At 43.0% G+C, this 26126-nt stretch carries 22 protein-coding genes and 1 tRNA gene; 9 read left to right on the top strand and 14 right to left on the bottom strand.

Annotation, left to right across the window (positions count from 1 at the left end; translation table 11 throughout):
• Positions 1–146: 146 nt before the first annotated feature.
• Positions 147–770 (bottom strand): MarC family protein, encoded by a 624-nt coding sequence (locus tag IEV39_RS00205; RefSeq protein WP_005231852.1) that lies wholly within the window; start codon positions 768–770, stop codon positions 147–149.
• Between the two features lie 65 nt (positions 771–835).
• Positions 836–1252: a J517_1871 family lipoprotein gene (locus tag IEV39_RS00200; protein WP_032883190.1), complete on the bottom strand. Its 417-nt coding sequence runs from the start codon at positions 1250–1252 to the stop codon at positions 836–838.
• A 317-nt stretch (positions 1253–1569) separates the two neighbouring features.
• Here IEV39_RS00200 and IEV39_RS00195 point away from each other — a divergent pair, with 317 nt between their 5' ends.
• A complete protein-coding gene (locus IEV39_RS00195; RefSeq protein ID WP_005288357.1) occupies positions 1570–1905 on the top strand; it encodes a hypothetical protein in 336 nt (111 codons plus the stop codon).
• A 183-nt stretch (positions 1906–2088) separates the two neighbouring features.
• Here the strand turns inward: IEV39_RS00195 and IEV39_RS00190 are convergent, their stop codons facing one another.
• Together IEV39_RS00190 and IEV39_RS00185 are read right to left on the bottom strand one after the other, a co-directional pair.
• Positions 2089–2976, bottom strand: coding sequence for an ArgP/LysG family DNA-binding transcriptional regulator (locus tag IEV39_RS00190; protein WP_005231855.1), 888 nt, complete (start codon positions 2974–2976; stop codon positions 2089–2091).
• Positions 2977–3219: 243 nt separating this feature from the next.
• Complete coding sequence (locus IEV39_RS00185; RefSeq protein WP_005288360.1) at positions 3220–4383, bottom strand: MFS transporter; 1164 nt, start codon at positions 4381–4383, stop codon at positions 3220–3222.
• A gap of 388 nt (positions 4384–4771) precedes the next feature.
• On the opposite strand from IEV39_RS00185, the gene IEV39_RS00180 reads away from it, so the two are divergent.
• Entirely contained in the window at positions 4772–5368 is a 597-nt protein-coding gene (locus tag IEV39_RS00180) for a LysE/ArgO family amino acid transporter (RefSeq protein WP_005288361.1), read from the top strand.
• Between the two features lie 50 nt (positions 5369–5418).
• Here the strand turns inward: IEV39_RS00180 and IEV39_RS00175 are convergent.
• Both IEV39_RS00175 and greB read right to left on the bottom strand, forming a co-directional pair.
• Positions 5419–5508: transfer RNA gene (locus IEV39_RS00175), tRNA-Ser, on the bottom strand.
• Positions 5509–5604: 96 nt separating this feature from the next.
• Positions 5605–6093 (bottom strand): transcription elongation factor GreB, encoded by a 489-nt coding sequence (gene greB / locus IEV39_RS00170; RefSeq protein ID WP_005288365.1) that lies wholly within the window; start codon positions 6091–6093, stop codon positions 5605–5607.
• 376 nt (positions 6094–6469) lie between these two features.
• Here greB and IEV39_RS00165 point away from each other — a divergent pair, with 376 nt between their 5' ends.
• Positions 6470–7579 carry a transglycosylase SLT domain-containing protein gene (locus IEV39_RS00165; protein ID WP_005231860.1) on the top strand — a complete coding sequence of 370 codons (1110 nt, stop codon included), beginning with the start codon at positions 6470–6472 and terminating at the stop codon, positions 7577–7579.
• Between the two features lie 55 nt (positions 7580–7634).
• Here the strand turns inward: IEV39_RS00165 and IEV39_RS00160 are convergent, their stop codons facing one another.
• Positions 7635–8018, bottom strand: a complete 384-nt coding sequence (locus IEV39_RS00160; RefSeq protein WP_005231862.1) for an SCP2 sterol-binding domain-containing protein — start codon at positions 8016–8018, stop codon at positions 7635–7637.
• A gap of 196 nt (positions 8019–8214) precedes the next feature.
• The gene (gene ttcA, locus IEV39_RS00155) at positions 8215–9120 is read right to left on the bottom strand and encodes a tRNA 2-thiocytidine(32) synthetase TtcA (RefSeq protein ID WP_004774851.1); all 906 of its coding nucleotides are present in this window, start codon (positions 9118–9120) and stop codon (positions 8215–8217) included.
• Positions 9121–9617: 497 nt separating this feature from the next.
• Between ttcA and IEV39_RS00150 the strand changes: the two genes are divergently transcribed.
• A complete protein-coding gene (locus IEV39_RS00150; protein ID WP_032883281.1) occupies positions 9618–10487 on the top strand; it encodes a lytic transglycosylase domain-containing protein in 870 nt (289 codons plus the stop codon).
• 217 nt (positions 10488–10704) lie between these two features.
• Entirely contained in the window at positions 10705–11610 is a 906-nt protein-coding gene (gene htpX, locus IEV39_RS00145) for a protease HtpX (RefSeq protein ID WP_005231873.1), read from the top strand.
• Between the two features lie 57 nt (positions 11611–11667).
• On the opposite strand, the gene IEV39_RS00140 is transcribed toward htpX, so the two are convergent.
• The 3 genes from IEV39_RS00140 to IEV39_RS00130 form a co-directional block, all read right to left on the bottom strand.
• Complete coding sequence (locus tag IEV39_RS00140) at positions 11668–12261, bottom strand: DUF4112 domain-containing protein (protein WP_005288371.1); 594 nt, start codon at positions 12259–12261, stop codon at positions 11668–11670.
• 78 nt (positions 12262–12339) lie between these two features.
• Positions 12340–13677, bottom strand: a complete 1338-nt coding sequence (gene mgtE, locus IEV39_RS00135) for a magnesium transporter (protein ID WP_005288374.1) — start codon at positions 13675–13677, stop codon at positions 12340–12342.
• 293 nt (positions 13678–13970) lie between these two features.
• Positions 13971–17075: an efflux RND transporter permease subunit gene (locus IEV39_RS00130; RefSeq protein ID WP_005288376.1), complete on the bottom strand. Its 3105-nt coding sequence runs from the start codon at positions 17073–17075 to the stop codon at positions 13971–13973.
• A 338-nt stretch (positions 17076–17413) separates the two neighbouring features.
• Here IEV39_RS00130 and IEV39_RS00125 point away from each other — a divergent pair, with 338 nt between their 5' ends.
• Positions 17414–19021: a phosphoethanolamine transferase gene (locus tag IEV39_RS00125; RefSeq protein ID WP_005288380.1), complete on the top strand. Its 1608-nt coding sequence runs from the start codon at positions 17414–17416 to the stop codon at positions 19019–19021.
• A 182-nt stretch (positions 19022–19203) separates the two neighbouring features.
• A complete protein-coding gene (locus IEV39_RS00120) occupies positions 19204–20346 on the top strand; it encodes a glycerophosphodiester phosphodiesterase (protein ID WP_005288384.1) in 1143 nt (380 codons plus the stop codon).
• Positions 20347–20386: 40 nt separating this feature from the next.
• Here IEV39_RS00120 and pnuC read toward each other — a convergent pair whose 3' ends face one another.
• Positions 20387–20959 carry a nicotinamide riboside transporter PnuC gene (pnuC, locus tag IEV39_RS00115; protein ID WP_486599115.1) on the bottom strand — a complete coding sequence of 191 codons (573 nt, stop codon included), beginning with the start codon at positions 20957–20959 and terminating at the stop codon, positions 20387–20389.
• A 384-nt stretch (positions 20960–21343) separates the two neighbouring features.
• On the opposite strand from pnuC, the gene IEV39_RS00110 reads away from it, so the two are divergent.
• Both IEV39_RS00110 and IEV39_RS00105 read left to right on the top strand, forming a co-directional pair.
• Positions 21344–22282, top strand: a complete 939-nt coding sequence (locus IEV39_RS00110) for a DMT family transporter (protein ID WP_005288390.1) — start codon at positions 21344–21346, stop codon at positions 22280–22282.
• 134 nt (positions 22283–22416) lie between these two features.
• Positions 22417–24015, top strand: coding sequence for an alpha/beta hydrolase family protein (locus IEV39_RS00105; protein WP_005288393.1), 1599 nt, complete (start codon positions 22417–22419; stop codon positions 24013–24015).
• A 35-nt stretch (positions 24016–24050) separates the two neighbouring features.
• Here the strand turns inward: IEV39_RS00105 and IEV39_RS00100 are convergent, their stop codons facing one another.
• Together IEV39_RS00100 and IEV39_RS00095 are read right to left on the bottom strand one after the other, a co-directional pair.
• Positions 24051–24365: a DUF5713 family protein gene (locus tag IEV39_RS00100; protein WP_005288399.1), complete on the bottom strand. Its 315-nt coding sequence runs from the start codon at positions 24363–24365 to the stop codon at positions 24051–24053.
• 107 nt (positions 24366–24472) lie between these two features.
• Entirely contained in the window at positions 24473–26113 is a 1641-nt protein-coding gene (locus IEV39_RS00095; RefSeq protein ID WP_005288401.1) for a vWA domain-containing protein, read from the bottom strand.
• Positions 26114–26126: the final 13 nt, after the last annotated feature.

Below are 26126 nucleotides of genomic sequence, written 5' to 3'. Positions count from 1 at the left end.
TGCGCAAAACGCTAAAACATCATCAATTATTTTTATGATCTTTATATTATTTAATTGGAAATAATGACATTAAAGCTGTTTTTACACGGGATAAAAGGCTCTATTCCGGATAAAAACAGCTCCAGTTCAAAGATTATTCAATGGTTTTAGCTTAAATTAGCCGAGCGTATCAGACCCACCACTCCATTGACGATCATATCAATTGCAATGGTACCAATCAGCAAGGCAGATAAACGCCCAACAATATCAAAATACCGGTCAATATATTTGGCATGTTTATAACGAAGATGATCATGTCCAAACTTCATCAGAATGAGAATACTACAGGTCAGGATCAAGGTAAGCGCGATCACTGCAATTGCACCGCTAAACGGTACGCTCACCCCGGTCACAACCGCTGCACTGATGGTACCCGGACCGATCATAAAAGGCATCGCAATGGTCCCCGCCAGATGCTCAGGCGCTCCCCGCATCTCACCAATGGTTTCCGCACCCTGAAATACATAACGGTAGCCAATCACCAGAAAGATGAAGCCACCAAAAATCTGAAATGATTCAAAGCGGACATTCAAATAACGGCTAAAAATGTTCTCACCACCCCATGCAAACAGGATAAACACCCCAAAAGCAATCAAACTGCCTTGAATCAATGCTTTACTAAATACCTTGGCCTCGGTATTACGGATCATCCCCACCATATAGACGCTCATCAGGAAGGGGTTTAAGAGAGAGAAAAACAATGCAAATGCATGAATATAAGGAGAAAACATAGCACTCTCGTGATCAGCGGAAAAGATTAAAAATGAACAACATAAGAAAAAATCAAATCATCAACTCATACACCGGTTAAAAGCTGCTTGCAACGGGGTGTGACATTGTTGAGTGAATCATCCTTATTCAGATCCAGCGTCGCACCAATACCCAACAAACTCACATGAATTTTTGCATGACTAGGGTTCAATGCTTTCACATTAAATTTTATACCTTGATCACTGTACAGCACATTGTCGACCAATTTTACCTTGTAAGACATCGCTTCCTTACGATCATCCATACACAACATACCGCTTCCCTGACGATTTAGTTTTAAAACGGCCATCGATGCCCCTGCCTCGCCAGACCAACTCCCTGAAAATGGAATCTGGGTCGGACTTAACTGACTGAATTGAGCAGGTGTCATGGTTGTTATCGAAGTACAGCCCACCAAAACAAAAGCAAGACTTCCGGCCAATAAAATATTCTTCGCAACCATAGCTAACCCAATAAAAATAAAATAATTCCGTACATTTTCCCACATTTAAGCTTTTTTTAATTTGTACTGCATGTATATAGCTAGTATCGGAAATGTTAAAAAATTTAGTACTCGTCACCTTGTGAATGAGATTATTCAATCAATATTCACAGTTAATACATCTTTATTTTTAATATCAGGATTTAAATGATTAGACCCATAAATCCCTATTTATTCCTCTAAATAAAATAGTTTGTAAAAATTATTTTAAATATAGAATTATGACTTGATTTTCATTGCAATGATCTGTAGATTTTCTTTTTGAGCGAGTAATTCAAATGACTTTCCAAACGATCTTTGAAACCTTTCAAGCGCTTCCGAATGGAACAGATACCTACAAACAAATCAAATCTCAATGTGAACAGGCCATTATTCAGGCCGAACATCCTCTAGAACATTGTGCCTTATTACTCATCTATGGTTTTACAAAAAATTATGTCTTGCTTTATGAGGATCAACCGGTCAGCCCTGATTTTTCAAGTAAAGTGAAAGCCCAACTCACGCATTATATGCAGGAAATCAGTAATGCTTTGGCAACTGAAGATGCAGCGTCTATCCTGGCTGCCTTAAATGATGTGTCTAAACAATATATAGATAGCTCTAGAATTTTCTAATCCTTGTAAGCTATTTTATTACCCTCTAGACCTCATATATCTCGAAATACCGCTTCTAAATATCGGCCGATTATATTTAGAAGCTACTCCGTATAAATATGACCTGAGAATTAAATATATTACTCATGTCATAATATGTATATAAATATGCGTTCTTTATTTTAAATAAACTTCTTGGTTTATTTATATCAGGATTGCTTTTGCCTGACTGACAATATGCTGGGTTAAAAGCTGTAAGGGTTTGGATTGTTGATTCCAGTGATGCCAGTACAAGGGTACTTCCATTTTTGCTTCGGGCAACAGCTCAACCAAAGCATCTTCATTCTTCTCAGTCACCAACTGCAACTCCGGCACCATGCCATAACCCAGTCCCAGTTTGATGGCGGTGACAAAAGATTCGGAAGACGGAATTAAATGACAGGGATAGCTGCCTTTCATCAGACCAAAATGCTTTTCAAGTATATCGAAGTGTAGCCGGTCCTTATGATTAAAAATAATCGCAGGCGTATGACGCAGATTTTCCCGGTCGATACCATGAGCAAACCACTTTTTTCTGAATGACGCAGTCGCCACCATTCGGTAACGCATCACCCCCAGATATTCTGCATGACAGCCCCGCATCGGCTGGTCTTCAATTGAAATACAGGCACTGACGGTGCCCTTTTCCAGTAAGGAATAGGTATGTGACTGGTCATCTGTCCTTAGCTCAATCACGATTTTCTGTTTGAGCAATACCTCTTGTAATGCGGGCAGAAGCCAGGTTGCTAAAGAATCTTCATTAGAACCGATCACCGTTTTGAAAAAGTTGGCATCTCCTCCTCCCGTCAAACCATGTAACAGGTTTTGTTCCAGTCGTTTTATATGTTGCAAATACTCGAACAGCTGCTGACCTGCCTGAGTCAGTACACAAGGACGACCACGGATCAATAACAATTTGCCCAGCTCTTTTTCCAGCGCCTGTACCCTCAGCGTTACCGCTGAAGAAGTAATACAAAGCTTTGCTCCAGCCTGTTCAAAGCTTCCATCTTCTGCAACAGCAAAGAAGGCTTCACATTGTTTATTGTCTAGCATCACAAACCTTAAAAAAATTTAGGTAATCCAAAACAATCTTAATTTTACTGAATTTTTAAATTTAAAAAAGGCACCGGTAAATATAAACCTTCAATCTGAAAAATTTCCCATGCTTTGAAGCAATGGATCTAAAGACTTTAAAATGCCATTCTGATTTAGCTTGCCCTCCCTGGTTTTTGCAGGGCCATTGTTAATTTCCTGATCCCTGACCGTCACCCCGTACTTTGTCTTGATTGATACAGATCAAAGCAGTCTTTTTCTCAAATAAATAATACTGAGTAACGCAAATGCCAAGCCGATAAAAGACGGTGCATAACCAAAGGGAGTTGCTAACAACCCAACCATCACTGCACCAGCGACTGCACCCCCATAATTAAAAATATTCACGCGAGCAATAATTTCATCTCTTCGTGTTTCATCCAAACGGCCTACAGCAGAATATGTAAGTGGAACCAAGGCACCCACCGCTACACCAGCCAGTGCGAAACCTAAAATCACTGTAACGAGTGAATGGCTTATCCCGGATAACGCACAGCCGAAAGCCCCAATCAGCAGCGTGACCAAAGCAACCCATGTCGCTGTTTTAAATTGCAGCAAGTAATCCAGTCCTAAACGTGTCAGTAAAATGCCAATCTGATAAGCGGCATAACCTAAAGGAGCAACAGTTGCCGAGCTGGCTAAAACATCTTTGAGATAGATTGAACTCCATGTACTGATGGCAGAATCGACCGTAAATATAATCAGAATAATCATCCCAAAAATGAGAAGTTGCCGATATGGAATCACTGCTTTCTGTGGTGAAGATAATCCTGAAGATTGTTTTTGCTGAAATAACCAGTGTCTCGAGAGTTGCGAAGTAATCAATGCAATCACTGCTGCAATACATAATGCTGTCGTTGCGCCAAGTGAAGTTGATACAGTGGCTGACATTATTAATGCACCCAAAAATGCCGCCGCTGTATAACAAGCAAAGAAACCACCAAATACACTCTTACCAAGCCGTTGTTCCATCATAACAGCCTGCATATTCAGTGCTGCATCTAAACAGCCTAGTCCAAGTCCATAAAGCAAAAAGCTGGCAATCATCAGCATCACATTTGGACTACATGCAGCAATTGCGACCCCAACAGCTTCAAGCAGAAAACCCGTTACAACAGCAAGTCGCGATCCGAACTTGACTGCTGTACGGTCAGCGAGAACAGAACCGAGCGCCGCTGCTATGCATACCCCCAGAATAATCAACGACAACTGATCATCAGACAGCCTGAAGCGGCCTTTTATGCTGGGAAGTGCGGTCATTACGGTTGCGTAGCCAAGACCTTGTGTTGCAAAACCCAGCGCAATCACTTTCCGTGTTTTGCTGGAAATTCCATCGTTTACACTTTGGATAGGAAGATTGAGATCCATGCCCGACTCACTGACTTATTTTTAAAATATTTGTTTAGAGATGCACTCGAACACGTCCTGTGTCGATTGTTTTTAATTTTTATTTAAAACAACGCGCAAGATAAGGGCAATAATTGGAAAACAAAGGGGGGAAATTCGGACAACAAGATTTGAAATCAACTGGGTTGCCTCAACCCACCTTAAAAAAATTTAGGCAACCCAAAACAATCTTAATTTTACTGACTTTTAAAATTTAAAAAAGATAATAGCAACCATAAATTTTCATTGTGGAACATCTCCCTTCTTTCAGCGTCTAAGTCATTGCGATGTCTGATCTTAAATCGGCATCCAAAGCTCAGATTAGGAAAGAACACTCCCATTCCACCCTAATTCTTGAGGAGCTCAATCTATGACCGCATTTTTCTATGGGCTTGGGATCGGCTTTTCTCTCATTTTAGCCATTGGCGCACAAAATGCCTTTGTACTGAAACAAGGTTTAAAACAGCAGCATGTCTTTTGGGTCTGTTTAATCTGCGCACTTTCCGATTCTATTCTGATCTATCTGGGCGTTACCGGTTTCTCGAAAATTGTGGTGGATTTTCCCCTGATTGTCACGCTTGCGAAATACTTTGGTGCAGCCTTTCTGTTTCTGTATGGTCTGCGAAATTTTTATTCCGCTATCCAGAATAATAGTGGACTGAATCCAAGTGAAATTGAAAAGGATTCACTGCTTAAAATTATCGGCATGTGTCTGGCCTTTACCTGGCTCAATCCGCATGTCTATCTGGATACCGTGATTCTGGTTGGCTCTATTTCTGTACAATTTGCAGATCAGATCTATCTCTTTGCGGCAGGCACCATTCTGGCGTCGTGGATCTTCTTCTTTGCGCTGGGCTATGGGGCAAGAGCGTTATTACCTTTATTTAAAAAGGCCAGCTCATGGAGAGTATTAGATGTTCTGGTCGGCCTCATGATGTGGGCAATTGCCACTAAATTATTGATCTAAATCATCAGGCAATAAAAAAGCCCTTGTGTTCACAAGGGCTTTTTCGTATTTGGCGGAAGCGGTGAGATTCGAACTCACGGAGGACTCACACCCTCGTCGGTTTTCAAGACCGGTGCATTAAACCGCTCTGCCACGCTTCCAATGGCGGCTATCATATAAATAAAAGTTCAACTTGGCAAATCTTTTATTTAAAAACCTGCATCAAATGCTCAAAATAAAATCAACAAGCGGTATTTTTACGAATTTCCAGGCTTTTCATAGCGAATTGAGTTGATATACCACACTTTTTTACCTAAAGGTGTGTGCACTTCCACCTCATCATCGACCTGTTTACTGAGCAATGCACGCGCCATTGGAGACTCGATCGAAATATGCTGAGGATGATGATCATAGATTTCATCCACCCCGACAATTCTTAATTTTTTTTGTTCGCCGGCATCATTTTCAATTTCCACCCAAGCCCCAAAGTAGACCTTGCCTTCCTGCTCAGGCACATAATCTACAATTTTTAATTCTTCCAGACGTTTGCCTAAATAACGGACACGGCGGTCTATTTTCCGGAGTAGCTGTTTATTGTACTGGTAATCGGCATTCTCTGAGCGATCACCTAAGCTTGCAGCCCAATTCACTTTTTTAGTAATTTCCGGACGTTCGTCATGCCAAAGTTTCTTGAGTTCGGCAACCAGTAAATCATGTCCGGTACGGGTGATTAAATTCGATTTCATAGGCTTAAAATACGTTACTACAACATTCTATTTACAAGTTTTTGCATTGTATGCCTTATTTCGCCACGACTAAAGTGTATAAATTTTATTCTTTTTCTAAATCATGTGTTTGTGATGCAATTCTCATTTTTTCTTACGCTAAAATTTGACAATCTAGTTTTTGGCGCTTAATATGCGCGCCTAAGTTTGATTTTGTCTATTTTTTGTACGCACTATTAATATTGTGAAACATTTGCGTCATTTTTTCCCTTTAATCGATGTCATTTTGAATGACGTTCATGACTTGCCCACCCCTTATTGAATTTATCAACTTTTAAAAGTTAAGGCAGTGTATTGCTGAACTTTTAGGGCATAAATTATCTGTAGCGGAGACAACATGCACAGTAATTCAAGTTCTGGGTCTAGGCCTAGCCTTAACTCTTTATCTTCCACACTCCCGTTCCAAGCATTAGCTTTAAGTATTGCGGTTTTACCTTTTAACAGCTTGAATGCAGAAAAATCGCATCAATACAACTCTGTTGTAACCACCAATGTTCTTACTGTCGTTGCAGTTGAAAGTCCAACCACAGTATTTAATGATGGTCAATTTTTACATGGTTTCGGCTATGATCTCGCGCGTAATTATGCGCAAAGTCTTAATGTAAAACTTGATTTTAAAACGGTTCCTGATAATGCCACGGCATTGAAATGGGTGGCTCAGGGCAAAGCCAATCTTGCCATGACCACAGCCAACCTCGCTGCAATTGAGAACAAACAACTGGTTTCTTTTTCAGCCAGTTGTGGCGATCAAGCCAGCCTCAGTAAAAATGGTTTAAACCCTCAGTTAAACTGGGTATTTAAGCAGGCAGATGATCCGCTGACCTTAACCGCAAGTGGTTATGTCTGCCAGAGCAAACAGATGGGAACCACCCAACAGCTCGCTTCATTTTATAACCGGAATGTGGTGAAGCCAGAGTCTTGGTCAACCATTCAGAAAGATCTGAAACAACGCTTGCCGATTTATAAAGCCAGCTTTAAACAGAGCGCTTCTAAATACAATTTAGATTGGCACTTGCTGGCTGCGATTGGCTATCAGGAGTCTTATCTTAAACCGACCTCAGTCTCTCCCACTGGTGTGCGTGGTTTAATGATGCTGACCAATAGCACAGCTCAAGCCATGGGTGTCAGTAATCGTTCTGATCCAGTCCAGAGTATTCAGGGCGGTGCTAAGTATTTTGATCTGATGCTGGACCAGTTTTCGAATGTACCTTATCCGGACCGCAACTGGTATGCATTGGTGGCCTATAACATGGGCCCTGGCGCTGTCAGCCAGATCCAGAAGCGTATTCGTGCCCAAGGTAAGGACCCAAATCAATGGGTCAACCTGTACGATCATTTGCAACGCAATCAGGCACGTAATGGTCGTTATAAGCAAGCGCTACAATATGTCACGCGGATTCGCACCTACTTGGAACACATCAAAACCAATAGCCGTATTGATGTCTAAGTGTCAGGCAATAAAAAAGCTTACCTCAGGGTAAGCTTTTTTATCGGGAAAGAATTTAAGCAGTTTGCTCAAGTACTTTCTTGAATAAATCTTTTTGCTCTTGGCTTGGCTTCGCTGTTTGTAAAGCCATAAGCTGAGACATATCACCTTGCACCTTGATTTTACCTGTCATGAATGCTTGCATTGCAGCAGCCATGTCAAACTCAAGGAATACTTTACGTAAAGTTTCAGCATCCATGTTTAAGGTTGTTTTCGCATTTGAAGATAAACCTTTCTGGATTTTACCTGCATCCAAAGAGAGCTCTGTATTACCAGCTGCATCTGTTACAACCAAGTTAATCGCTAAATTCGCAAGCGCAGGTGGCAAGTTTAAATCACCAGCTTCAGCAGTAAGTTTTTCAACAGTTGCAAACCAATCATCAGTTAAAAATGCAGCCATGATTATTCCTCAAATGTATTTGTTCAATTTCTTGTGCCATCTATCCAGACGACATCTCATGAAGCAATTTGCTTGTGCCCTGTTATAGCATGTAATTTTTATTTTGGGCTATGATTTTTTGTACGCAGGATTCAATTTTTAAATTTTTTATAAAAAAAAGGTACTTAACCAGTACCTTTTCAAAAAAATTTATACTTTACTCTGCCGCAAAACTCAGGTTGACCACGTCCAGACGGTTTTTCATCTCTTCCGGATCTTTCATGTCAAACTCGCGTTGACCATCAAGTGCTTCAAAGTCGAATAACTCACGGTCCGCCAGTTGCGAAGGAGAAACGTTCTGTAATGCACCAAAAATACTGTGCAAACGTTTAGGGTGCTGTTTGTCCCATTCACGTAACATGTCATTGATAATGGCACGCTGTAAGTTTTCCTGTGAACCACACAAATTACATGGAATGATCGGGAACTGGCGTAATTCCGCGTACTTGATGATGTCTTTCTCTTCGACATAAGCCAAAGGACGGATCAAGATATTCTTTTTATCCGAAGACAAAAGTTTTGGTGGCATCGCTTTCAAACTTCCACCATGGAATAAATTCAAAAAGAAGGTCGCCATGATGTCATCACGGTGGTGACCCAACGCGACCTTAGTGGCGCCGATCTCCTGCGCAAAGCCATACAGCGAACCACGGCGTAAACGTGAGCATACCGCACAGTAAGTCTTGCCCTCAGGCGTTAAACGCTTGGTAATGGTATAGGTATCTTTTTCCAGAATGTAATAAGGAATATTGTTCTCTTCCATATAACGTGGCAAGACATCTTCAGGGAAGCCCGGTTGTTTCTGATCCAGGTTGACGGCAACCACATCAAAGTTGATTGGCGCAATACGCTTGAATTGCAACAGGATATCAAGCATGGTATAGCTGTCTTTACCGCCCGACACACAAACCATGACCTTGTCGCCCTCTTCGATCATGTTGTAATCACGAATTGCATGCCCCACCTGACGACGAAGTTTTTTCAACAGGCGATAATACGCCGAACTTGTCGGAAGCTCTGGCTTGAAATTAAATCCTTGGTTGGACTCCACTGGCGCGTACATAGACGTGATTTACTCATAAACAAAAATACCGCGCGATTTTATCTCATTCCGAAAAAATGCGCATCTAAAGAATTTTTCAATTTCTTTCAATCGTCATATTTCAGTTTCATACTGGTAAAATTGTGATCAAAAAAATTTAGAATAGCCTAGATCGCTTATATTTCAAACTTTTCCACAGTTGTCCACAAAAGCTGTGGATAAATTTGTGGATTTCTTAGCTATTGACAAACTGCCTTTATCTTAAAATAAGGCTTCCCATTAAATTGATCATTTTTTAACCAATCATTTTATAAGTTTAAAATCAATAACTTATATAAGTCAAGACTTAGTTTTTAAAAAAAATATTTTAATTTTTTTTGCTGAACATTCGCACAAATTGACTTGATTTTTGTCTGACAGTCAAAAATAAAAAAATTGTAGCAAAAGTTCTTTTTATGCATTTTTTTGTTAAACTGCCACATGCAACTTATGCTCATCCTTTCGCGAATATTATAACGATGAACAAAACAACTTATTTTTTTGCTGTTTGCTTGGGAACAATCGGTTTTTTTAATGTGACAGCATCAAGTTATGCTGGGCAGACCATTTATCAATTTAAAGATGATAATGGGACAACACTACTCACCAATAAGAAAAAGGCAGAGTACAGTCATCTAAAAGTGGTCAAAGCCACTTATTATCCTGATAGTAATATTCATAACTATAGTAACTGGGGCGCCAGTGAAGCCTCTGTACTGCCAAGCTATAGCCGGAATAAAAATGCATTTGACCAGCTGATCCGTCAAGCTGCTCAACAGCACGGAATTTCAGAGGGCTTGATTAAAGCTGTCATGCATACCGAATCAGGCTTTAATATCAAGGCTCGTTCACCAGTCGGTGCACAAGGTTTAATGCAACTGATGCCAGCCACTGCACGCCGTTTTAATGTCAGTAATGCCTACGATCCACAACAAAACATCTTTGGCGGTGCAAAATATCTGAGCTGGTTACTGAAACGCTTTAATGGTAATACCCAACTGGCGATTGCGGCTTATAACGCTGGTGAAGGCAATGTCGATAAATACGGCGGTATTCCGCCATTTCGTGAAACCCAGGATTATGTCCGTCGTGTTACCAGCCGTTACCAAAATCTTTATGCTTCAGGCTTAGGCACGTTTACAGAATCAAACAGCAGCAATACTCAGGTACTGGCGCAATCTGCGAATTATTCCTCATCATCCAATAATATTGCTGAAGCCACTCCCGCCCCTAGATCCTACAATCGCCAGATCATTACCCTTGCAGATGGAACCTTTACCGATGCGCCATCCGGAACCTATACCACCGCCAATGCCACCGCAACCGCCCGAATCCGTCTAAGTAACTGACAATTCAGGCTGTGTATTCTCATGGCATGATTTTTCCTGCTATTTTTTAGACAAAATCGCATTTAAGTCCCTGTTTCATAGTCAATTGATATTTTTATTGGCTAAATGTATCTGCGCCGATTTTTTTCTTGAATTTTTAGGGTTCGCCCTGCATATTAGCGTTATGATTTATAATTTATAAATCAGATCACTTTTTCTTTATAAGAGGGTTTTCTCAATGATGCGGATTGGTTTGTTCTTGCTAACCAACCTCGCGGTACTGGTTGTAGCTGGCATTATCTTGTCACTCTTCGGTGTCGGTAGTTACCATGGCGCGGGTGGCTTGAATCTAGGCAACCTACTGGTCGTCTGTTTTGTCTTTGGTATGGTGGGTTCGATTATTTCCCTGTTCATGTCAAAGTGGATGGCTAAAAAAACCACTGGGACAGAATTAATTGACCCAAATGCACCCCGTAGTCAAGCAGAAGCTTGGTTATTACAAGAAGTGGCGCAATTATCCCAACGTGCAGGTATTAACATGCCTGAAGTGGGTATTTTCCCTTCTTACCAATCCAATGCATTTGCGACAGGTTGGAATAAAAATGATGCTTTAGTAGCTGTTTCAACAGGCCTACTCGAGCGTATGAACAAAGATGAACTTCGTGCCGTACTGGCGCACGAAATCGGTCACGTTGCCAATGGCGACATGGTGACTCTTGCGCTGATCCAAGGTGTGGTCAACGCCTTCGTGATGTTCTTTGCACGTATTGCAGGTGACTTCATCGACCGTAACGTATTTGGTCGTGAAGATGGTGAAGCACCCGGTCTTGCTTATTTTGCCATTACCATTGTACTCGACATCGTCTTCGGTATTTTGGCCTCTGCCATCGTGATGTGGTTCTCTCGTCAACGTGAATATCGCGCAGATGAAGCTGGCGCACGTTTAGCAGGTAAACAGGCCATGATTTCTGCCCTGCTTCGTTTACAGGCAGAGTCAGAAATGCCAGATCAAATGCCGAAAGAAATGAAAGCATTTGCAATTGCGGAAGGTAAGGAACAAGGCTTTAGCTTAGCGGCTTTATTCCAGACCCACCCAACCATTGAACAACGTGTTGCGGCATTGCAGCAATTAAACGTTCAATAATCAGTATCAGATTCATGATAAAGCCTCCATCATGGAGGCTTTATTTTTGCCTAAAGACTAGCGTGTCTGGAAAGATTGATAAAATTGCCACAGATAACTGAAACCTGCCCACACTGCCAGCACCAGTAACATCAGCACTGCGATGCCCAATAAATCGGGAATGCGTAACCAGATCCAGCTCACCACCGGATTACGCCAGAAGGCAGAAGTTTTCTGTTTTTGCTCAAGTGACTCATGCAGGAATGGATGCACCACATGAATATCGCTGTGGACCTGATACTCTTCCCGAATATGCTCATGCACTATCTCCAGCGTCTTGCGGCTAGGGCGGATGAATACGTCAAATACAGTGCCGACAATCGGCACGAAGCCAACCAGCATATCCATAATTGCCAGTTTCACCACACCTTTGAGCTTATGTTGCGGTACACCGACTTCTCTGGCTTTTTTAAAGGCATATAAGGTCAGGATAAAACCGGCAATATCTCCAGCAAATGGAATCGTGCTTAATGCAGCATCTGCGCCCACACCCTGCTTGGTAAAGGGTATGCGGACCAGACTGTCCATAGTATTGGCAAATTTGGCCAAATCACGCTCGACCGCAATCGCTTGCTGCTGAGTTAGTTTTTTTTGTTCTGGGTAATCAGTCATTCGCTCAACCTAAAAACGATGTTTATGCTTGAGAATAAAGTAGTTTTTAGGTTTTGTCGGTACAATTATGATTACAGCCTAGAATAAAATCATGGAGGCAATAAATAAATAAACGATCACCCCGGTGGCATCACAAATCGAAGTCACCAGTGGTGCTGAGGCACTGGCTGGATCAAGCCCGGCCTTATTTAAAATAAACGGCAAACTCATCCCGATCAGGCAGCCCATCAATACAATCCCCATCATACTTAAGGCCAGGACTAGTGCCACCATTTCGTCACCACGGAAATAGCCCAGTAGCGAAACAGCCACCGCCATGGTACCACCCAGACACAGGGCCACCAGACTTTCCCGCCCCAGTAGCGAGAACCAGTCTTTAAACTGCACATCTCCTGTCGCCAAAGCACGGACCATTAATGTTGAAGACTGAGAACCTGCATTTCCGCCACTTCCCACTAGCAATGGCAAGAAGAAGACCAGCACCAGATTCTGCGCAATTACATCTTCATAATGCGCAATCCCGATCCCAGACAACAAGCTGCCAAACACCAAGAAAACCAGCCAGAACACGCGTTTCTGGTAAAGCTGTAAAATAGGTGCAGATTTAATGCTAAGTTTGGATGAAGCATCGACCGCCCCGACTTTCAGGAAGTCTTCGGTGGCCTCTTCACTGGCCACATCCATCGCATCATCATAGGTTACGATCCCGACCATCATGTCGTAGTGATCAAGAATCGGTAGTGCCAACAGATCATAACGGGCAATGGTCTTGGCCACCTCATCCTGATCGGTATCGACATAGGCAGTCAGCACATTGGTTTCCATCAACTCATTAATATTCTGTTCTTCATCTGCCAGAATTAACTGTTTCAGGGATAAAACCCCCAAAATTTTTCGTGCCTGATCCAGTACATAGGCAAAATAAATCGTTTCAGTATCGGGTGCTTCCAGACGCAACATTTTAATTGCATCCTTGACCGTAATATCAGGCTTGAGCGTGGCGTATTCAGAACTCATGATTGCCCCTGCCGTTCCTTCAAGATAAGCAGAAAGCTGACGAATATCTTCTCTTTCAGCCTGCGCTAAGGCAGGCAATAATGCATTCTGTTGTTCCTGATCCAGACACTTGAAGACATCAGCGCGCTTATCCGAAGACATCTCTCCAATAATCTCTGCGAGTATATGTCTAGGCATGGCTTTGGCCAGTTTGACCTGTTCATTGGGAGGAAGATAGGAGAAAACGTAGGCACGCTCAGGTAAGTGGGTAAGCAACAGTTGGCTTTGCTCTACAGAGAGCTGGGTCAAGACATCGGCAAGATCCACCGCCCGAAAGGTCTGTACGGATGCGAGTGCAAGTTCAAGATGGTTGTTTTTAAGTGCGTCGCTTAGTAAATATAAAAAATTATTGTAGCTCATGTCAGCCTCTTCACTACAAATGCTCTGCAATGAAGAACTACAAGCAGCCTATTGGTTTACTGCTAAATAGAAAGCTTCATGCAGACTTTGATGAAAATAAAAATGTGTAATCTGGGATAAATTACAACTCTGCGTGTCCATTTAGGCAATCAAACCTCATTAGACCGTTTATACGGCACGGCAATACTACAAATTTTTTTGAATATTCTCAACTTATTCAACAAAAATGAACAGTTGCTGGCTTAGTCTAAGCCAGCAACTGTTCAGTTTGGCGCTATGATAAAACAATATGGTTAAGCAGTTTCAACCTTCGGTTTTGGCTTGAATGCCGTTCTCACCAAGACATACATAAACGGAATGAAGATCAGTACCAGAATGGTCCCGAAAACCACCCCGCCAAACACGCTATAACCAATCGCCTGTCGGCTTAACGCACCCGCACCACTCGAAAACATCAGCGGGATAACGCCGGCACCGAAGGCAATCGAGGTCATCAAGATTGGACGGAGTCGTAATCCTGCAGCATGTAACGCCGCTTGTAGTGCGGTTTGGCCCTGTTGTTGCAGGCTGGCTGCAAACTCAACCATTAAAATGGCATTTTTACAGGACAAGCCAATAGTGGTGAGCAAGGCAATCTGGAAATAAATATCGTTAGCAAAACCAAACAGGTAACTGAATAAAATCGTTCCGCCGACACCTAATGGAATCGCAGCCATCACCACCGAAGGAATTGACCAGCTTTCATATAGAGCTGCAAGGCACAGAAAAATAAAGGCTATCGAAATGAGATACAGCCAGATCGCCTGATTGCTGGATTGCTGTTCCTGATAAGACAGTCCGCTCCAAGCCAGGCCGACATCTGGCATTTTATCGACCAGTCCCTGAATGGCCTGCATCCCTTGCCCACTACTAAAACCGCTTGCAGCATCCGCTTCCAGACTAATGGCCGGATACCCCATAAAGCGCTCCAGCATTGGTGGCGCGCCCTGCCATCCAATCTGACTGAATTGCGAAAACGGCACCATTTGTCCATTGGCATTTTTTACATACCAGTAATTGAGATCTTCCGGCTTGGAGCGGTATGGCGCATCTCCTTGTAGATACACGCGCTTGATCCGGCCACGATCAATAAAGTCATTGATATAACTGCCACTCCACGCGGTCGATAAGGTGCGGTTAATATCACTGACGTTCAGCCCGTGAATCATCGCCGCTTTATGGTCAATCTTGATATTCAGTACCGCCTGATCATCATTGCCTTTTTTATCCACATTTTCGACCGAATCCAGCGCATTGCCCTGTTGCTGTAAATCCTGAAAAGAGCTTAATAGACTCTGTCTGCCCAAACCCTTGGTATCCTGTAGCCAGAAATCGATCTTATCTGAATTTCCAAGCCCACGAATTACCGAAGGCATCATCACCATAATGCGGGCCTGATTATTCTGCGAAAAATACTGCATCGCCCGCGCACGAATTTGCTGGGCACTATTTTCCGTGCCCTTGCGCTCATCCCAATGTTTCAGTGAAACAAAGGCCTGCCCAAGATTTTGTCCGGTACCTGAAAAATTGCGCCCATGAATCACCATTACCCCATTTAAATTGGCTTTTTCATGTTCAAGGAAATAGTCAGAAATCTGTTTTCCGACATTTTCCGTTTTGCTCATCGGCGTACCTTCCGGTAAACGGAATTGCACCGCTAAAGTTCCTTGGTCTTCCTGAGGTAAAAAGCTACTAGGCAATTCGCGATAGACCCAGGCAAAAATCCCAATCAGGAGAGCAATACCGATCAAGGACATGCTTTTCAGGCTGATGGCTTTGTTAGACACCTTCAGATAACGTGTTTTAATATGGTCCAGTCCCTGATTAAATTTGACTGCCCAACGTGCTTGTTTGTGTTGCGGTTTAAGCAAAATGGCACATAAAGCTGGGGTTAGAATCAAGGCGACCAGTAAGGACAGCCCCATCGCCACCACTAAGGTGATGGAGAACTGTCGATAAATAATCCCTGTCGCCCCGCTAAAAAAGGACATCGGAATAAAAACGGCGGTCAGGACCAAAGTAATCCCGACCAAGGCCCCACTAATTTCCTGCATCGATTGAATCGAGGCTTGTTTGGCACTGAGTTGCTGCTCGTGCATAAGACGTTCGACATTCTCAACCACCACAATTGCATCATCGACCAGCAAGCCAATCGCCAGCACCATGGCAAATAAGGTCAGGGTATTAATACTCATGCCCAAAACGGCCAAGACCGCAAAAGTGCCTAGGATTACCACAGGTACGGTGATCGCAGGGATCAAGGTGGCACGCCAGTTTTGCAGGAAGATGAACATCACCAGCACCACCAGTCCGATGGCTTCAATCAGGGTGGACACCACTTGTGACATCGATTCTTTGACAAATGGTGTGTCATCCCGTGGATACATCACAAAATAACCTTCTGGTAAGGTTTTTTCCAAACGGGCCACTTCTTTATATACCGCATCCGCCACTTGCATCACGTTCGCGCCAACAGTCAGCGACAAGGATAGCCCCGAAGCAGGATAACCATTGATACGGTTAAACACCTGATAATTTTCAGCGCCAACCTCAACCCGGGCGACATCTTTTAAATAGACAAAACTGCCATCAGTGTTGGCTTTAATAATAATATTTTCAAACTGCTCAGGGGTGCGTAACAACGAGCCTGAAGTAACTTTGGCATTCAGGTATTGATCACTGGCCGCAGGCAGTGCTCCAATCGCACCTGCTGCCACTTGTGTATTCTGGTTTTCAATCGCTGTTCGGACATCACCCACCTGAAGCTGATAACCTTCAAGTCGTTGCGGGTCCAGCCAGATGCGCATGGCATATTGCGAACCAAACACACTGACTTCGCCAATGCCTTCAATCCGGCTTAGATTGAGTTCAAAGTTATTGGTAATGTAATCGGAAATATCCAGATTGGTCGACCGGCCAGACTTATCCCCGACCCCAATCACCATAAAGGAATCACTTAAAGATTTGCGAACATTCACACCTTGACGCTGAACATCATCGGGAAGGCGGTTAATTGCCCCATTGACTGCATTTTGGACCTGTACCTGTGCCTGATCAGGATCGGTGCCTTGCTCAAAGAACAAACTGATACGGCTACTACCACTTGCATCACTACTCGAACTAAAATAGAGCAGATGATCAATGCCTTTAATTTGCTGTTCCAAAACCTGGGTCACACTATCTTCAACCGCCTGAGCATCCGCACCACTATAATTGGCCGATACCGTAATTCGGGGCGGTGCAATATCGGGATAACGTTCTACGGGCAAATTCAGAATGGCGAATAAACCAACTGCCATCACAATAATTGCCAGTACAGTCGCAAAGATCGGACGATGAATAAAAAACTTAGATAGCATGGCTGTTTATCCCATTAGCGAAACAGTCAATTTTTCAAAAAGATAGGCAAATACAGGCACTTTTCAGAATATGATCATTACCGAGCTGACAGGCAAACACCATCCCTATTAACATATCATTTCAAAAAGCGTAAATTGCGGAGAAATAATGAATTTCAGGTTATTCGCAATAAAAAATAATGCGTTAACTTTGCAATAATTCAACAGCTTAACTGTGCCAATCAATTTAATTTACTGTGCAATCAAAGACTTCTTAATTTTGAATTGACACATCCCCCACTAAAAACGATATTAGCACGCTTAGTTTATCTCCCCTCCCCATACTGTATTAGGCATATATGAAGGCCAGCTTAAAAAACTTGAATATTCTGCTGCTGATCTTACTACCCGCCTTGATCACAGGCGGCTTACTGATTGCAGTCGGTAATTTATCTGATGGTTTAAGACTTGGCTGTTTATCATTGCCCGGTGTGCTATTTATTTATCTGGCGATTACCCGACAAAAAATCTATTGGTATATCCTTGCGATTATCTGGTGGTTTTTGGCATGGTTAGATGCCTTACTTCGTTCAAGCACCTGGTTTTTATTCAATAGTGATAATGAGGCCTATTTCATTATTGAAGCGCTTGCCAACACCAACCGTCGGGAAAGTCTGGAATTTTTTCAGCTTCATCTCGCGACCATGCTCACTGTGGCAGTTGGCCTATTCGTATTGGTCATCTTATATAGTGTTGCTGTTTTCAAGCTGGTTAAACCGATTCATTTTAGCCAACTCTGGCACAGCCGAATTTATCGGGGCTGTATTATTTTACTGGTCTTACTGGCAACCACCAGTTATCTGATGAAACCATCACGCAAGGTACATCCGATTGTATTCTGGACTGAGTATCAGGCCAAAATTCAGGATTTCAAAGACCGTATCAAACAGCATAAAAATGTTCATCAACAATGGGACAAAAGTGCCAAGCAGAATCTGGTACTGACAGAACAGGCAAAAGGTAAACAGACCCATGTACTGGTCCTCTCCGAAAGTTTAACCAGTTTAAATCTAGGTGTCTGCGGCTACCCACGTAATACCACGCCTGAACTGGCAAAACGACTGGATGAGATCAAGGTCTTTTGTAATGCTTTCTCTCCTTCACCCTCTACAATCAATGCATTACGCGTACTGTTAACCGAAAGCCCGGCTTCACAACATGATCAATATTCACCAGAAAGTATTCTGGCCTATGCCCGGGCAGCGGGATATAAAATTTACTGGCTCAGTAATCAGGACGATACTTATTTATCTTCTTTATTCGGTTCTTATGCCGATAAAGCAGTCTATAAAAATAAGCGTTCGGGACGCAGCAGCACCTCGTTGGATGAATCACTCATTCCTGATTATCAACAGGCGCTGGCCGATCCTGAACCGAAAAAACTGATTATTCTCCATCTGATTGGCGCCCATCCAAACTATGAAGAGCGCTATCCAGCGGCATTTAACCGGTTTTCCAGCAACAGTAACGATGCTGTCGAAACTGACCTCAAAAATAGAGATATTGATCCGTGGATTCGTTCACTGCGCAATGACTATGATAATGCAGTCTTGTATGAAGATTCATTACTGAGCCAGTTTTTGGATGATTTAAGAGCAGATGCGATACCTGATTTTAGATCTTTTACTGTGGTTTCCGATCATGGCAATGAAGTCGGACATGAAATTGATTATGCCGGTCATAGCCCAAATACCAGAGCAGGTTATCAAGTTCCTGTGATCATGTGGTCAGATCGCTTACACAGCACAGGTATAGATAAAGAAAAAACCTTAAGTACTGCGGAACTGGACAATAATCTGCTGCACCTTATGGGACTGAAAGACAAATCCTCCCCTTCTCAAACTTACTGGCTTGATGACAATTATCATTTCACACCAGAAGCCAACTGGCCTTATTGGAAGAAATAGCTCTTCATTATCTCATTGTTTTTGAATCCAGTTTAGACACAAGCTCAAACTGGATTTTTTATTTCAGTGCGACTGCTTTTAAAATTCTTGATATTTTCATAAAACCATCATCTCACTGTCATGTGTTTGATAACTTCAATGCTCAAACTAACGGCTTGAATAAAAAACACATGAGCTTATCTATGTTTAAAAAAGCAGTTCTTTGTCTGTGCCTGATCAGCCTTGCTGGTTGCAATGATGACAACAATGATCAAAACAATATCAAACAACCGAATAATCAGGGTCCAAAAATTCTGGTGGTGGGACATCGGGGAGCCAGTGCACTTCGTCCAGAACACACCCTTGCATCGTATCAAAAGGCGATTGACGACGGCGCCGACTTTATTGAGCCGGATCTGGTTTCAACCCAGGATGGCGTTCTGGTTGCTCGTCATGAAAATGAAATTGGCGGCACCACCAATGTTTCGACCCTGCCACAATTTGCCGATCGTAAAAAAACCAAGGTGATTGATGGCATGACTTTGCAAGGCTGGTTTACTGAAGACTTTACATTAAATGAATTGCAACAACTGAAAGCACGTGAGCGTATTCCACAATATCGACCAGACAATCAAAAATACAATGATCTCTATACCATTCCGACCTTGGAACAGATTATCGAATTGGCCGAAGCACATTATAAGAAAACCGGAAAAATCATCGGCCTTTATATCGAAACCAAACATCCCACCTATTTCCAGAAGCAGAATCTTGCCATGGAAGATCGTCTGCTGAAAACCTTATCTCAATATCAATACACCCGCGATATTGCACCGATCTATTTACAGTCTTTTGAAGTCGGCAATTTGAAATACTTAAAGAACCAGCTTGATCTGCACAAAAGTGTCAAACATGCCCAACTGATCCAGCTTTATGATGCGCCCGATACCAAACCTGCTGATTATGTAGCTGAAAACAATCCGAAAACCTATGCAGATTTAGCCACGGCGAGCGGTCTTAAAAAGGTTGCAAAATATGCCAATGGCGTCGGCCCATGGAAAGTCTATGTCTTTAAAAATGACGACATGACGGAAACCACCTCCTTTGTTAAAGATGCCCATCAGGCGGGCCTAAAGGTGCATCCATATACCTTCCGGCCTGAAAATAACTTCCTGCCAGCCAGCTTAAAATGTAGCGCAGATAAAGCCAAAGAAGCAGAACGTTGCGCAACAGGTTCAATTAAGGAAATGCAGCTGTATTTCAAAGCAGGTGTGGATGGTATCTTTACCGATGATCCAGCATTGGGGCGCCAGGCAGTACAAAGTTATCAAGCCACGGCAAAATAAGTCTTGTTTCAAATTTAAGGGCAGCCTCAGCTGCCCTTATTTATGCATGGCCAAGTTGTTTTTGCTTGACCTGTTGCCATTGCCACCAGCCATAAGCCGCCAGCCCGACAAAGGCGGCATACAGTCCTGCGGTCAGGAAAACTTCTTTGTAGATAAATATGCCCACATAGATAATATTGACAAAAATCCACAGAATCCACGTGGCAATATGCTTTCGACTGGTCCAGTAGGTGGCCAATAAGCTGAATGCCACCAATTGCGAATCCAGCATCGGTACCGCAGCATCAGTAAAATGTTTAAGCATCAAGCCAAAGAGTAGACCAAAAATAACCGCCATACCCATTTGCGCCAATACCAGAGTTTTGGCAATCGGTTCAATCCGGATCTCATGGTCCTGTCGTTTGCCTTTCAGCCAGTAATAGAATCCATACACATTCATCGCAATAAAGAAAAATTGCAGCAGTGTTTCACCATATAAGCGGATGCTAAAGAAAAAATAGGCGTATAAACTGCACGCCAGAAAATTAAACCACCAGCACCACATGTGGCGTCGAATGGTTAAGGTCACACCAATCAGACTGATCACGATCGCAAAAATTTCAAAGGCAGACAAGAGCAAACTTCTTTCAGAATTTGTTGGCAACATTATGGAAAAATCTGCAATTTTAGCAATGCCCAATTGTTGATTTACTTTGCCTATATTTTTATCTTGATTTGAGAAATGGCTATTTTTCAAACACACGCTATGCTATAAAAGATCAGAATCAGTTTCGAATATCTTATATGTTGAACCCTCAAGTTTCCTGTTCACGTCCAAGTGTGATTGCGCATGACATTTCTGTCTATGCGGCATGGCGACGTGTCTACGCGTTACCGCGAGGGGACTTGATATATTTCAGATGATGACACTTTAAACATCAGTTGAATCCACAGGTCGCCTCATGAGCGACCTTTTTTATTGTCTTAATTTCACCGTTGTTATTACAGGAATCATGCCATGACCCAGTTGCCCGAAAAGAATGCTCTCTCCATACCACAGCTACAACCGGCTGTAGCCCCTGTTTCCCCTCGCCTTGCTACAGTCGGTCAATTCATCGCCGTGGTGCTAATCTGGTCATTTACACCTTTAGCTGCGGTCTGGACAGTACATGAAATACACTGGGCTTGGGGATTATTCTTACGATTCAGTATTGCCATCCCACTGGCCTTGCTGTGTCTGCTTTATTTTCGCTTGAAACTGACCATCAACAAGACTGCCATACTCAGTTATGGTGCTGGTGCACTTGGGCTGTTCGGCTCCATGACATTTTGTTATATGGGTGCAACCCGCGTCTCTTCCGGCATGATCTCGATTATTTATGGGACCGCACCGTTATGGTCGGGACTGATCGCCGTATTTATCCTCAAACGCGAACACTTTTTAAAACGCCAATGGTATGGACTCATCCTGGCCGTTTTCGGACTTTCGCTCACCTTAGGTCTTGGTGCAACGCACATCCAACTAGATAGGCTTGGGGTCATCTATGAAATTATTGCAGTACTGCTGTACGTATTTTCCATGTTTGCCGTTGCACAAATTGGTGCCGGGATCCATCCCATTATTCAAACCACAGGCTCGACGCTCATTTCGTGGTTCGGCTATCTGTGTTTATTACCTTTTTTCCTCAGCCAAGCACCCACCCAGTTACCAAGCCTGCAAACAGGTCTGGCCTTGTTATATAGCGCATTATTTTCGTCGGTGCTGGCCATGATTTGTTACTTTCACCTCATCCAGAAACTGAATCCGACCACGGTCATGCTGATTACCATATTAACACCCGTCCTTGCGACTGGCTGGGGAATATGGTTTAACAATGAAGCATTAAGCTCACATCTGATCATTGGACTTATTTTTCTATGCTTCGGCTTATTTCTTTACGCTTACCGTAGAAAATAAGGTATAGATAAGGTTTTAAAACTGACAGGTCAGTCAACAGGACCTGTCAGCAATAGTATCGGCTAACAAGCCACAGTAAACTATCCCGATCACCTCGTGATTTCTCAAAGATTTGTTCAAGGATGAAATAATCTATGCGTTCTTACGTCTTCTGGCTCTGCTTCGGCCTATTATTCGTCTTGCAAGGGTGTGTACATGCCACAACCCAAACAACCGTGGTGACCAGCAAAAGCATCGAACTGAAACAACGCTATTATCAGGCAAAGACTACGGCGCCGGATGGGACTGTACTTGCCTTTACGGTGTATCAACCGCATTTAAAACCAGGCCAGACTGCACCTTTAATTTTACATACCCATGGCTTTGGCCTCTCCCGGATGAAACGCCCCGAACTGAGTTTGTATGGTTTCCTGTTACCTACTGGACAAGTCGCGAAAACTGCCTGGCAGAAGGGCTACTGGGTCATGAGTTATGACCAGCGTGGTCACGGTGACAGCCAAGGAAAAATCCGCCTGACTGATCCGGAGAAAGAAGCTCAAGACGTCATCACCCTGATGAACTGGGCAGAAAAAAACCTGCCGCAACTGGCAACAAATCAACATGGCGTGCGAACAGGCATGATCGGTGAGTCTTATGCAGGTGGCGTACAATACATCGCTTCAGCGCGTGATCCCCGTTTACAGGCCATCGTTCCTATCACCACCTGGTATGACATCGTCAATAGTCTTGCACCAAATGGAGTACCCAAAAGTAACTGGATCGGTTTTCTCAACCTGATTGGCGATTGGTGGAACTGGAATAAGTTTGATCCCGAATTAAAACAGGCCTATCTTGAAACGCAACAAGGTCAACTGAAAGCATCTACCTATGATTTTTTAAAAACCCATCAAGCCAGCTGGTTTTGCGATCATGCACAGGCACCTCAAGCGGATGCACTGATTATTCAGGGGTTTAGAGATATCTTGTTTCCCTTTAATGAAGGAGTAAAAGCAGCCCAATGTATTCAGCATGCTCAGCATGACGTCCATTTGGTTGGGGTACAGGGCGGACATTTACAGCCTTTTGCCCAGCATTCGCCTCGCGGCAACACACCGTTCTGGTATATTGGCAAAACGGTGAGTTGTGGCAACCAGCAAAAATATAATCTGCAAAATATCATCTTGGACTGGTTCAGCCAGAAGCTCAAGGACCAAACGCCAGCGATCAACTTACCAGAGTTATGTGTGGATCAAAGTCCTGTCACTAGCTTAAATGACCTGAATGCAACTCAGTCCTATCGTCTGAATAAAACCTGGATTGCACCGACTGCAACTCAAGCAGTCTTTGTTCCTATCCATACCGCCACCCAGCGCAGTTATATCACGGGTGCCCCACAGCTCTCTTTACAGGTAGAAACACCATCTAAAGTAGATCCGACCTTATTTATCTCTGTGGCGATTAAATCAAAACTCACAGGGAAATATGAGGTTTTAAATGATCAGACTGCGCCGTTTAATGCAGCCCGAAAACAGGCTTATGACCAGATTACCCAAGGCATAACCCAGCTGGACAAACAGCATTTAACCATTGAGTTACCAAGTATGAATGGGCGATTGAATCAAGGCGATACCCTAGGCTTACTCATCAACACACAGAGCATGTACTATCAAAAAATAAAACAGCCTAAAATTGAGACTTGGATTTCAGGGCACATTGTTTTACCTAAATTTTGGAGTGAGACCGCTTCGAAATAAAATTTATTTTTATAAAAAACCAGCGAGAGTGAATTCTACCACTCTCGATTGGCAATCAATTCTTCCATTTCAATATCCAGATAACCGACCTCTTGCACCACCATCATCATGGCTTCAGCAATATAATCTGCGGCAGTGTCATCTAAACTGGAATCCAGATCTTCAAATTGCGGTTTCATTTCGTTAATTTCGATCATGGTTTGATGTGCAAAACGATAGATTTCCGTTTCAGATAAGTCAGTACGGCTCACCTTTTTTGAAAACTTCTGGATGTGCTGTTTCACTTCAGCAACGAGAATATCGGGATAATATTCATCGTCAAACATGGGGAGGAGTAAATCTTCGAACATAAAAAATAATATGCCAATAAAACGCCATGCTTATAACATAATCTAATCAAAATCACGATATTTAGACATAAAAAAAGCGGTTTTCCGACCGCTTTTTTTAATCATGTTTACTCTTTTTTAGCACTTAAGCTTTTGGCAATCTTCGCCAACTCAACAAATTCCTCTCGCATTTGATAAGGATCAGGTTTTGCTGATTGCTGTGCAAGCTGAATAATCTGATCCCATCCCATTGCGCCATTGTACTGTCCACCTTTTAACTGCTGGGCATAAGAGGCCACAGCAATGGCAAAACGGGTATCGTTATTGGCTTGAGCCAATGGTCTGCTTTCCGCCCTCACCGCTTGACTCAATAAAATACTTTTCTCTTGATTTGGTAATTTATAGCGCAAGTTTACAAACGCATATTCCGACTTTTTGCTTGTGTCAGTTTTTGCCGCGGTCTGATAACGTGAATCATTGAGCCAGCCTTGTTGACCCACTGGAATGATTTCATAAATCGCGGTGACATTATGTCCCGCTCCAATATCCCCGGCATCGACCTGGTCATTGTTAAAATCTTCCTGCTTCAACATCCGGTTTTCATAACCGACTAAACGATATTCTTTCACCGTTGCAGGATTAAATTCGACCTGAATTTTGACATCCTGAGCAACAGTTGCAAGGGTCGATGAAAGCTGACGCTGTACCACTTTTTTTGCTTCATTTTTATTATCAATATAGCTGTAATTGCCATCGCCTGCATCCGCCAGTTGCTCCATCAACTGCTCATTGTAGTTCCCAGTACCAAAACCCAATGTCGTTAACGAGATCCCGCTTTTACGTTTCTGTGCCACCATACCTTTCAAGGTACTAAAATCGGTAATACCGACATTAAAGTCCCCATCTGTCGCCAGCAGAATACGGTTAATACCATTTTTCACAAAGGCTTTTTCAGCCTGCTGATAGGCCAACTGGATGGCTTGCTCACCTGCGGTTGCCCCACTGGCCTGCAAGGCATTAATCACGGCCAGGATCTTGTCTTTTTGATTGCCTGCGGTCGGTTCCAGGACCAGTTTTTCACCGCTGGCATAAGTAATAATGGTGACCTTATCCTGTGCTCGAAGTTGCTCGGTGAGTAAGCGTAAAGTCTGTTTTACCAGAGGCAGTTTGTCAGCTGCATCCATACTGCCAGAGACATCGACCAAAAAGACCAGATTGGCAGGTGGCAGTTGTTTGATGCTCAGGTCTTTGGCCTGAATCCCAATCTTGATCAGCTTGGCATTTTGTTTCCATGGCGAATCAACGGATTCGGTAGTGACCGAAAAAGGATGAATGCTATTTGGCTGCGGGTACTGATAATCAAAATAATTAATCATCTCCTCGGCACGAACCGCATCAATAGGCGGTAATCGCCCGTCATTTAAAAAACGACGTGTGTTGGTATAACTACCTGTATCTACATCAATACTAAACGTTGAAACAGCTTGATCCGCAACACGATGTACTGGATTGACTTCATTATTTTGATATTTTTCAGTGTTCTGCTCTAAGCGCGGTCTTTCCATGGTCGGCATCACGGCAATATAAGATGCTGGTGCGATCATCTTACGTGCTTTGATCAATCCCTGATTGGACGGAGTCATTGGTGAGGGTGCTACAGGCATCGCAGTTTCAACTGCAACCTGATCATACTGTTTAACAGGTGTACTACAGGCCATGATCATGCAACTGAGCAAACTCAGGGTTAAAATTTTTGTTGATTGATGCATTATTCACTTCCCC

The sequence above is a fragment of the Acinetobacter courvalinii genome (assembly GCF_014635545.1).
GTDB lineage: Bacteria > Pseudomonadota > Gammaproteobacteria > Pseudomonadales > Moraxellaceae > Acinetobacter > Acinetobacter courvalinii.
Note: the sequence above shows the minus strand (reverse complement) of the source record. Positions and strands in the feature narration are given on the sequence as shown.

Bases quoted from the DNA above. Each gene is read 5' to 3' on its own strand.
- IEV39_RS00120 (WP_005288384.1), top strand. From the start codon at position 19,204: ATGTTTAAAAAAGCAGTTCTTTGTCTGTGCCTGATCAGCCTTGCTGGT.
- htpX (WP_005231873.1), top strand. From the start codon at position 10,705: ATGATGCGGATTGGTTTGTTCTTGCTAACCAACCTCGCGGTACTGGTT.
- IEV39_RS00160 (WP_005231862.1), bottom strand. From the start codon at position 8,018: ATGGCTGCATTTTTAACTGATGATTGGTTTGCAACTGTTGAAAAACTT.
- IEV39_RS00150 (WP_032883281.1), top strand. From the start codon at position 9,618: ATGAACAAAACAACTTATTTTTTTGCTGTTTGCTTGGGAACAATCGGT.
- IEV39_RS00110 (WP_005288390.1), top strand. From the start codon at position 21,344: ATGACCCAGTTGCCCGAAAAGAATGCTCTCTCCATACCACAGCTACAA.
- mgtE (WP_005288374.1), bottom strand. From the start codon at position 13,677: ATGAGCTACAATAATTTTTTATATTTACTAAGCGACGCACTTAAAAAC.
- IEV39_RS00105 (WP_005288393.1), top strand. From the start codon at position 22,417: ATGCGTTCTTACGTCTTCTGGCTCTGCTTCGGCCTATTATTCGTCTTG.
- IEV39_RS00100 (WP_005288399.1), bottom strand. From the start codon at position 24,365: ATGTTCGAAGATTTACTCCTCCCCATGTTTGACGATGAATATTATCCC.
- IEV39_RS00180 (WP_005288361.1), top strand. From the start codon at position 4,772: ATGACCGCATTTTTCTATGGGCTTGGGATCGGCTTTTCTCTCATTTTA.
- IEV39_RS00095 (WP_005288401.1), bottom strand. From the start codon at position 26,113: ATGCATCAATCAACAAAAATTTTAACCCTGAGTTTGCTCAGTTGCATG.
- ttcA (WP_004774851.1), bottom strand. From the start codon at position 9,120: ATGTACGCGCCAGTGGAGTCCAACCAAGGATTTAATTTCAAGCCAGAG.
- IEV39_RS00140 (WP_005288371.1), bottom strand. From the start codon at position 12,261: ATGACTGATTACCCAGAACAAAAAAAACTAACTCAGCAGCAAGCGATT.
- IEV39_RS00190 (WP_005231855.1), bottom strand. From the start codon at position 2,976: ATGCTAGACAATAAACAATGTGAAGCCTTCTTTGCTGTTGCAGAAGAT.
- IEV39_RS00200 (WP_032883190.1), bottom strand. From the start codon at position 1,252: ATGGTTGCGAAGAATATTTTATTGGCCGGAAGTCTTGCTTTTGTTTTG.
- IEV39_RS00130 (WP_005288376.1), bottom strand. From the start codon at position 17,075: ATGCTATCTAAGTTTTTTATTCATCGTCCGATCTTTGCGACTGTACTG.
- IEV39_RS00185 (WP_005288360.1), bottom strand. From the start codon at position 4,383: ATGGATCTCAATCTTCCTATCCAAAGTGTAAACGATGGAATTTCCAGC.
- IEV39_RS00165 (WP_005231860.1), top strand. From the start codon at position 6,470: ATGCACAGTAATTCAAGTTCTGGGTCTAGGCCTAGCCTTAACTCTTTA.
- IEV39_RS00205 (WP_005231852.1), bottom strand. From the start codon at position 770: ATGTTTTCTCCTTATATTCATGCATTTGCATTGTTTTTCTCTCTCTTA.
- IEV39_RS00195 (WP_005288357.1), top strand. From the start codon at position 1,570: ATGACTTTCCAAACGATCTTTGAAACCTTTCAAGCGCTTCCGAATGGA.
- greB (WP_005288365.1), bottom strand. From the start codon at position 6,093: ATGAAATCGAATTTAATCACCCGTACCGGACATGATTTACTGGTTGCC.
- IEV39_RS00125 (WP_005288380.1), top strand. From the start codon at position 17,414: ATGAAGGCCAGCTTAAAAAACTTGAATATTCTGCTGCTGATCTTACTA.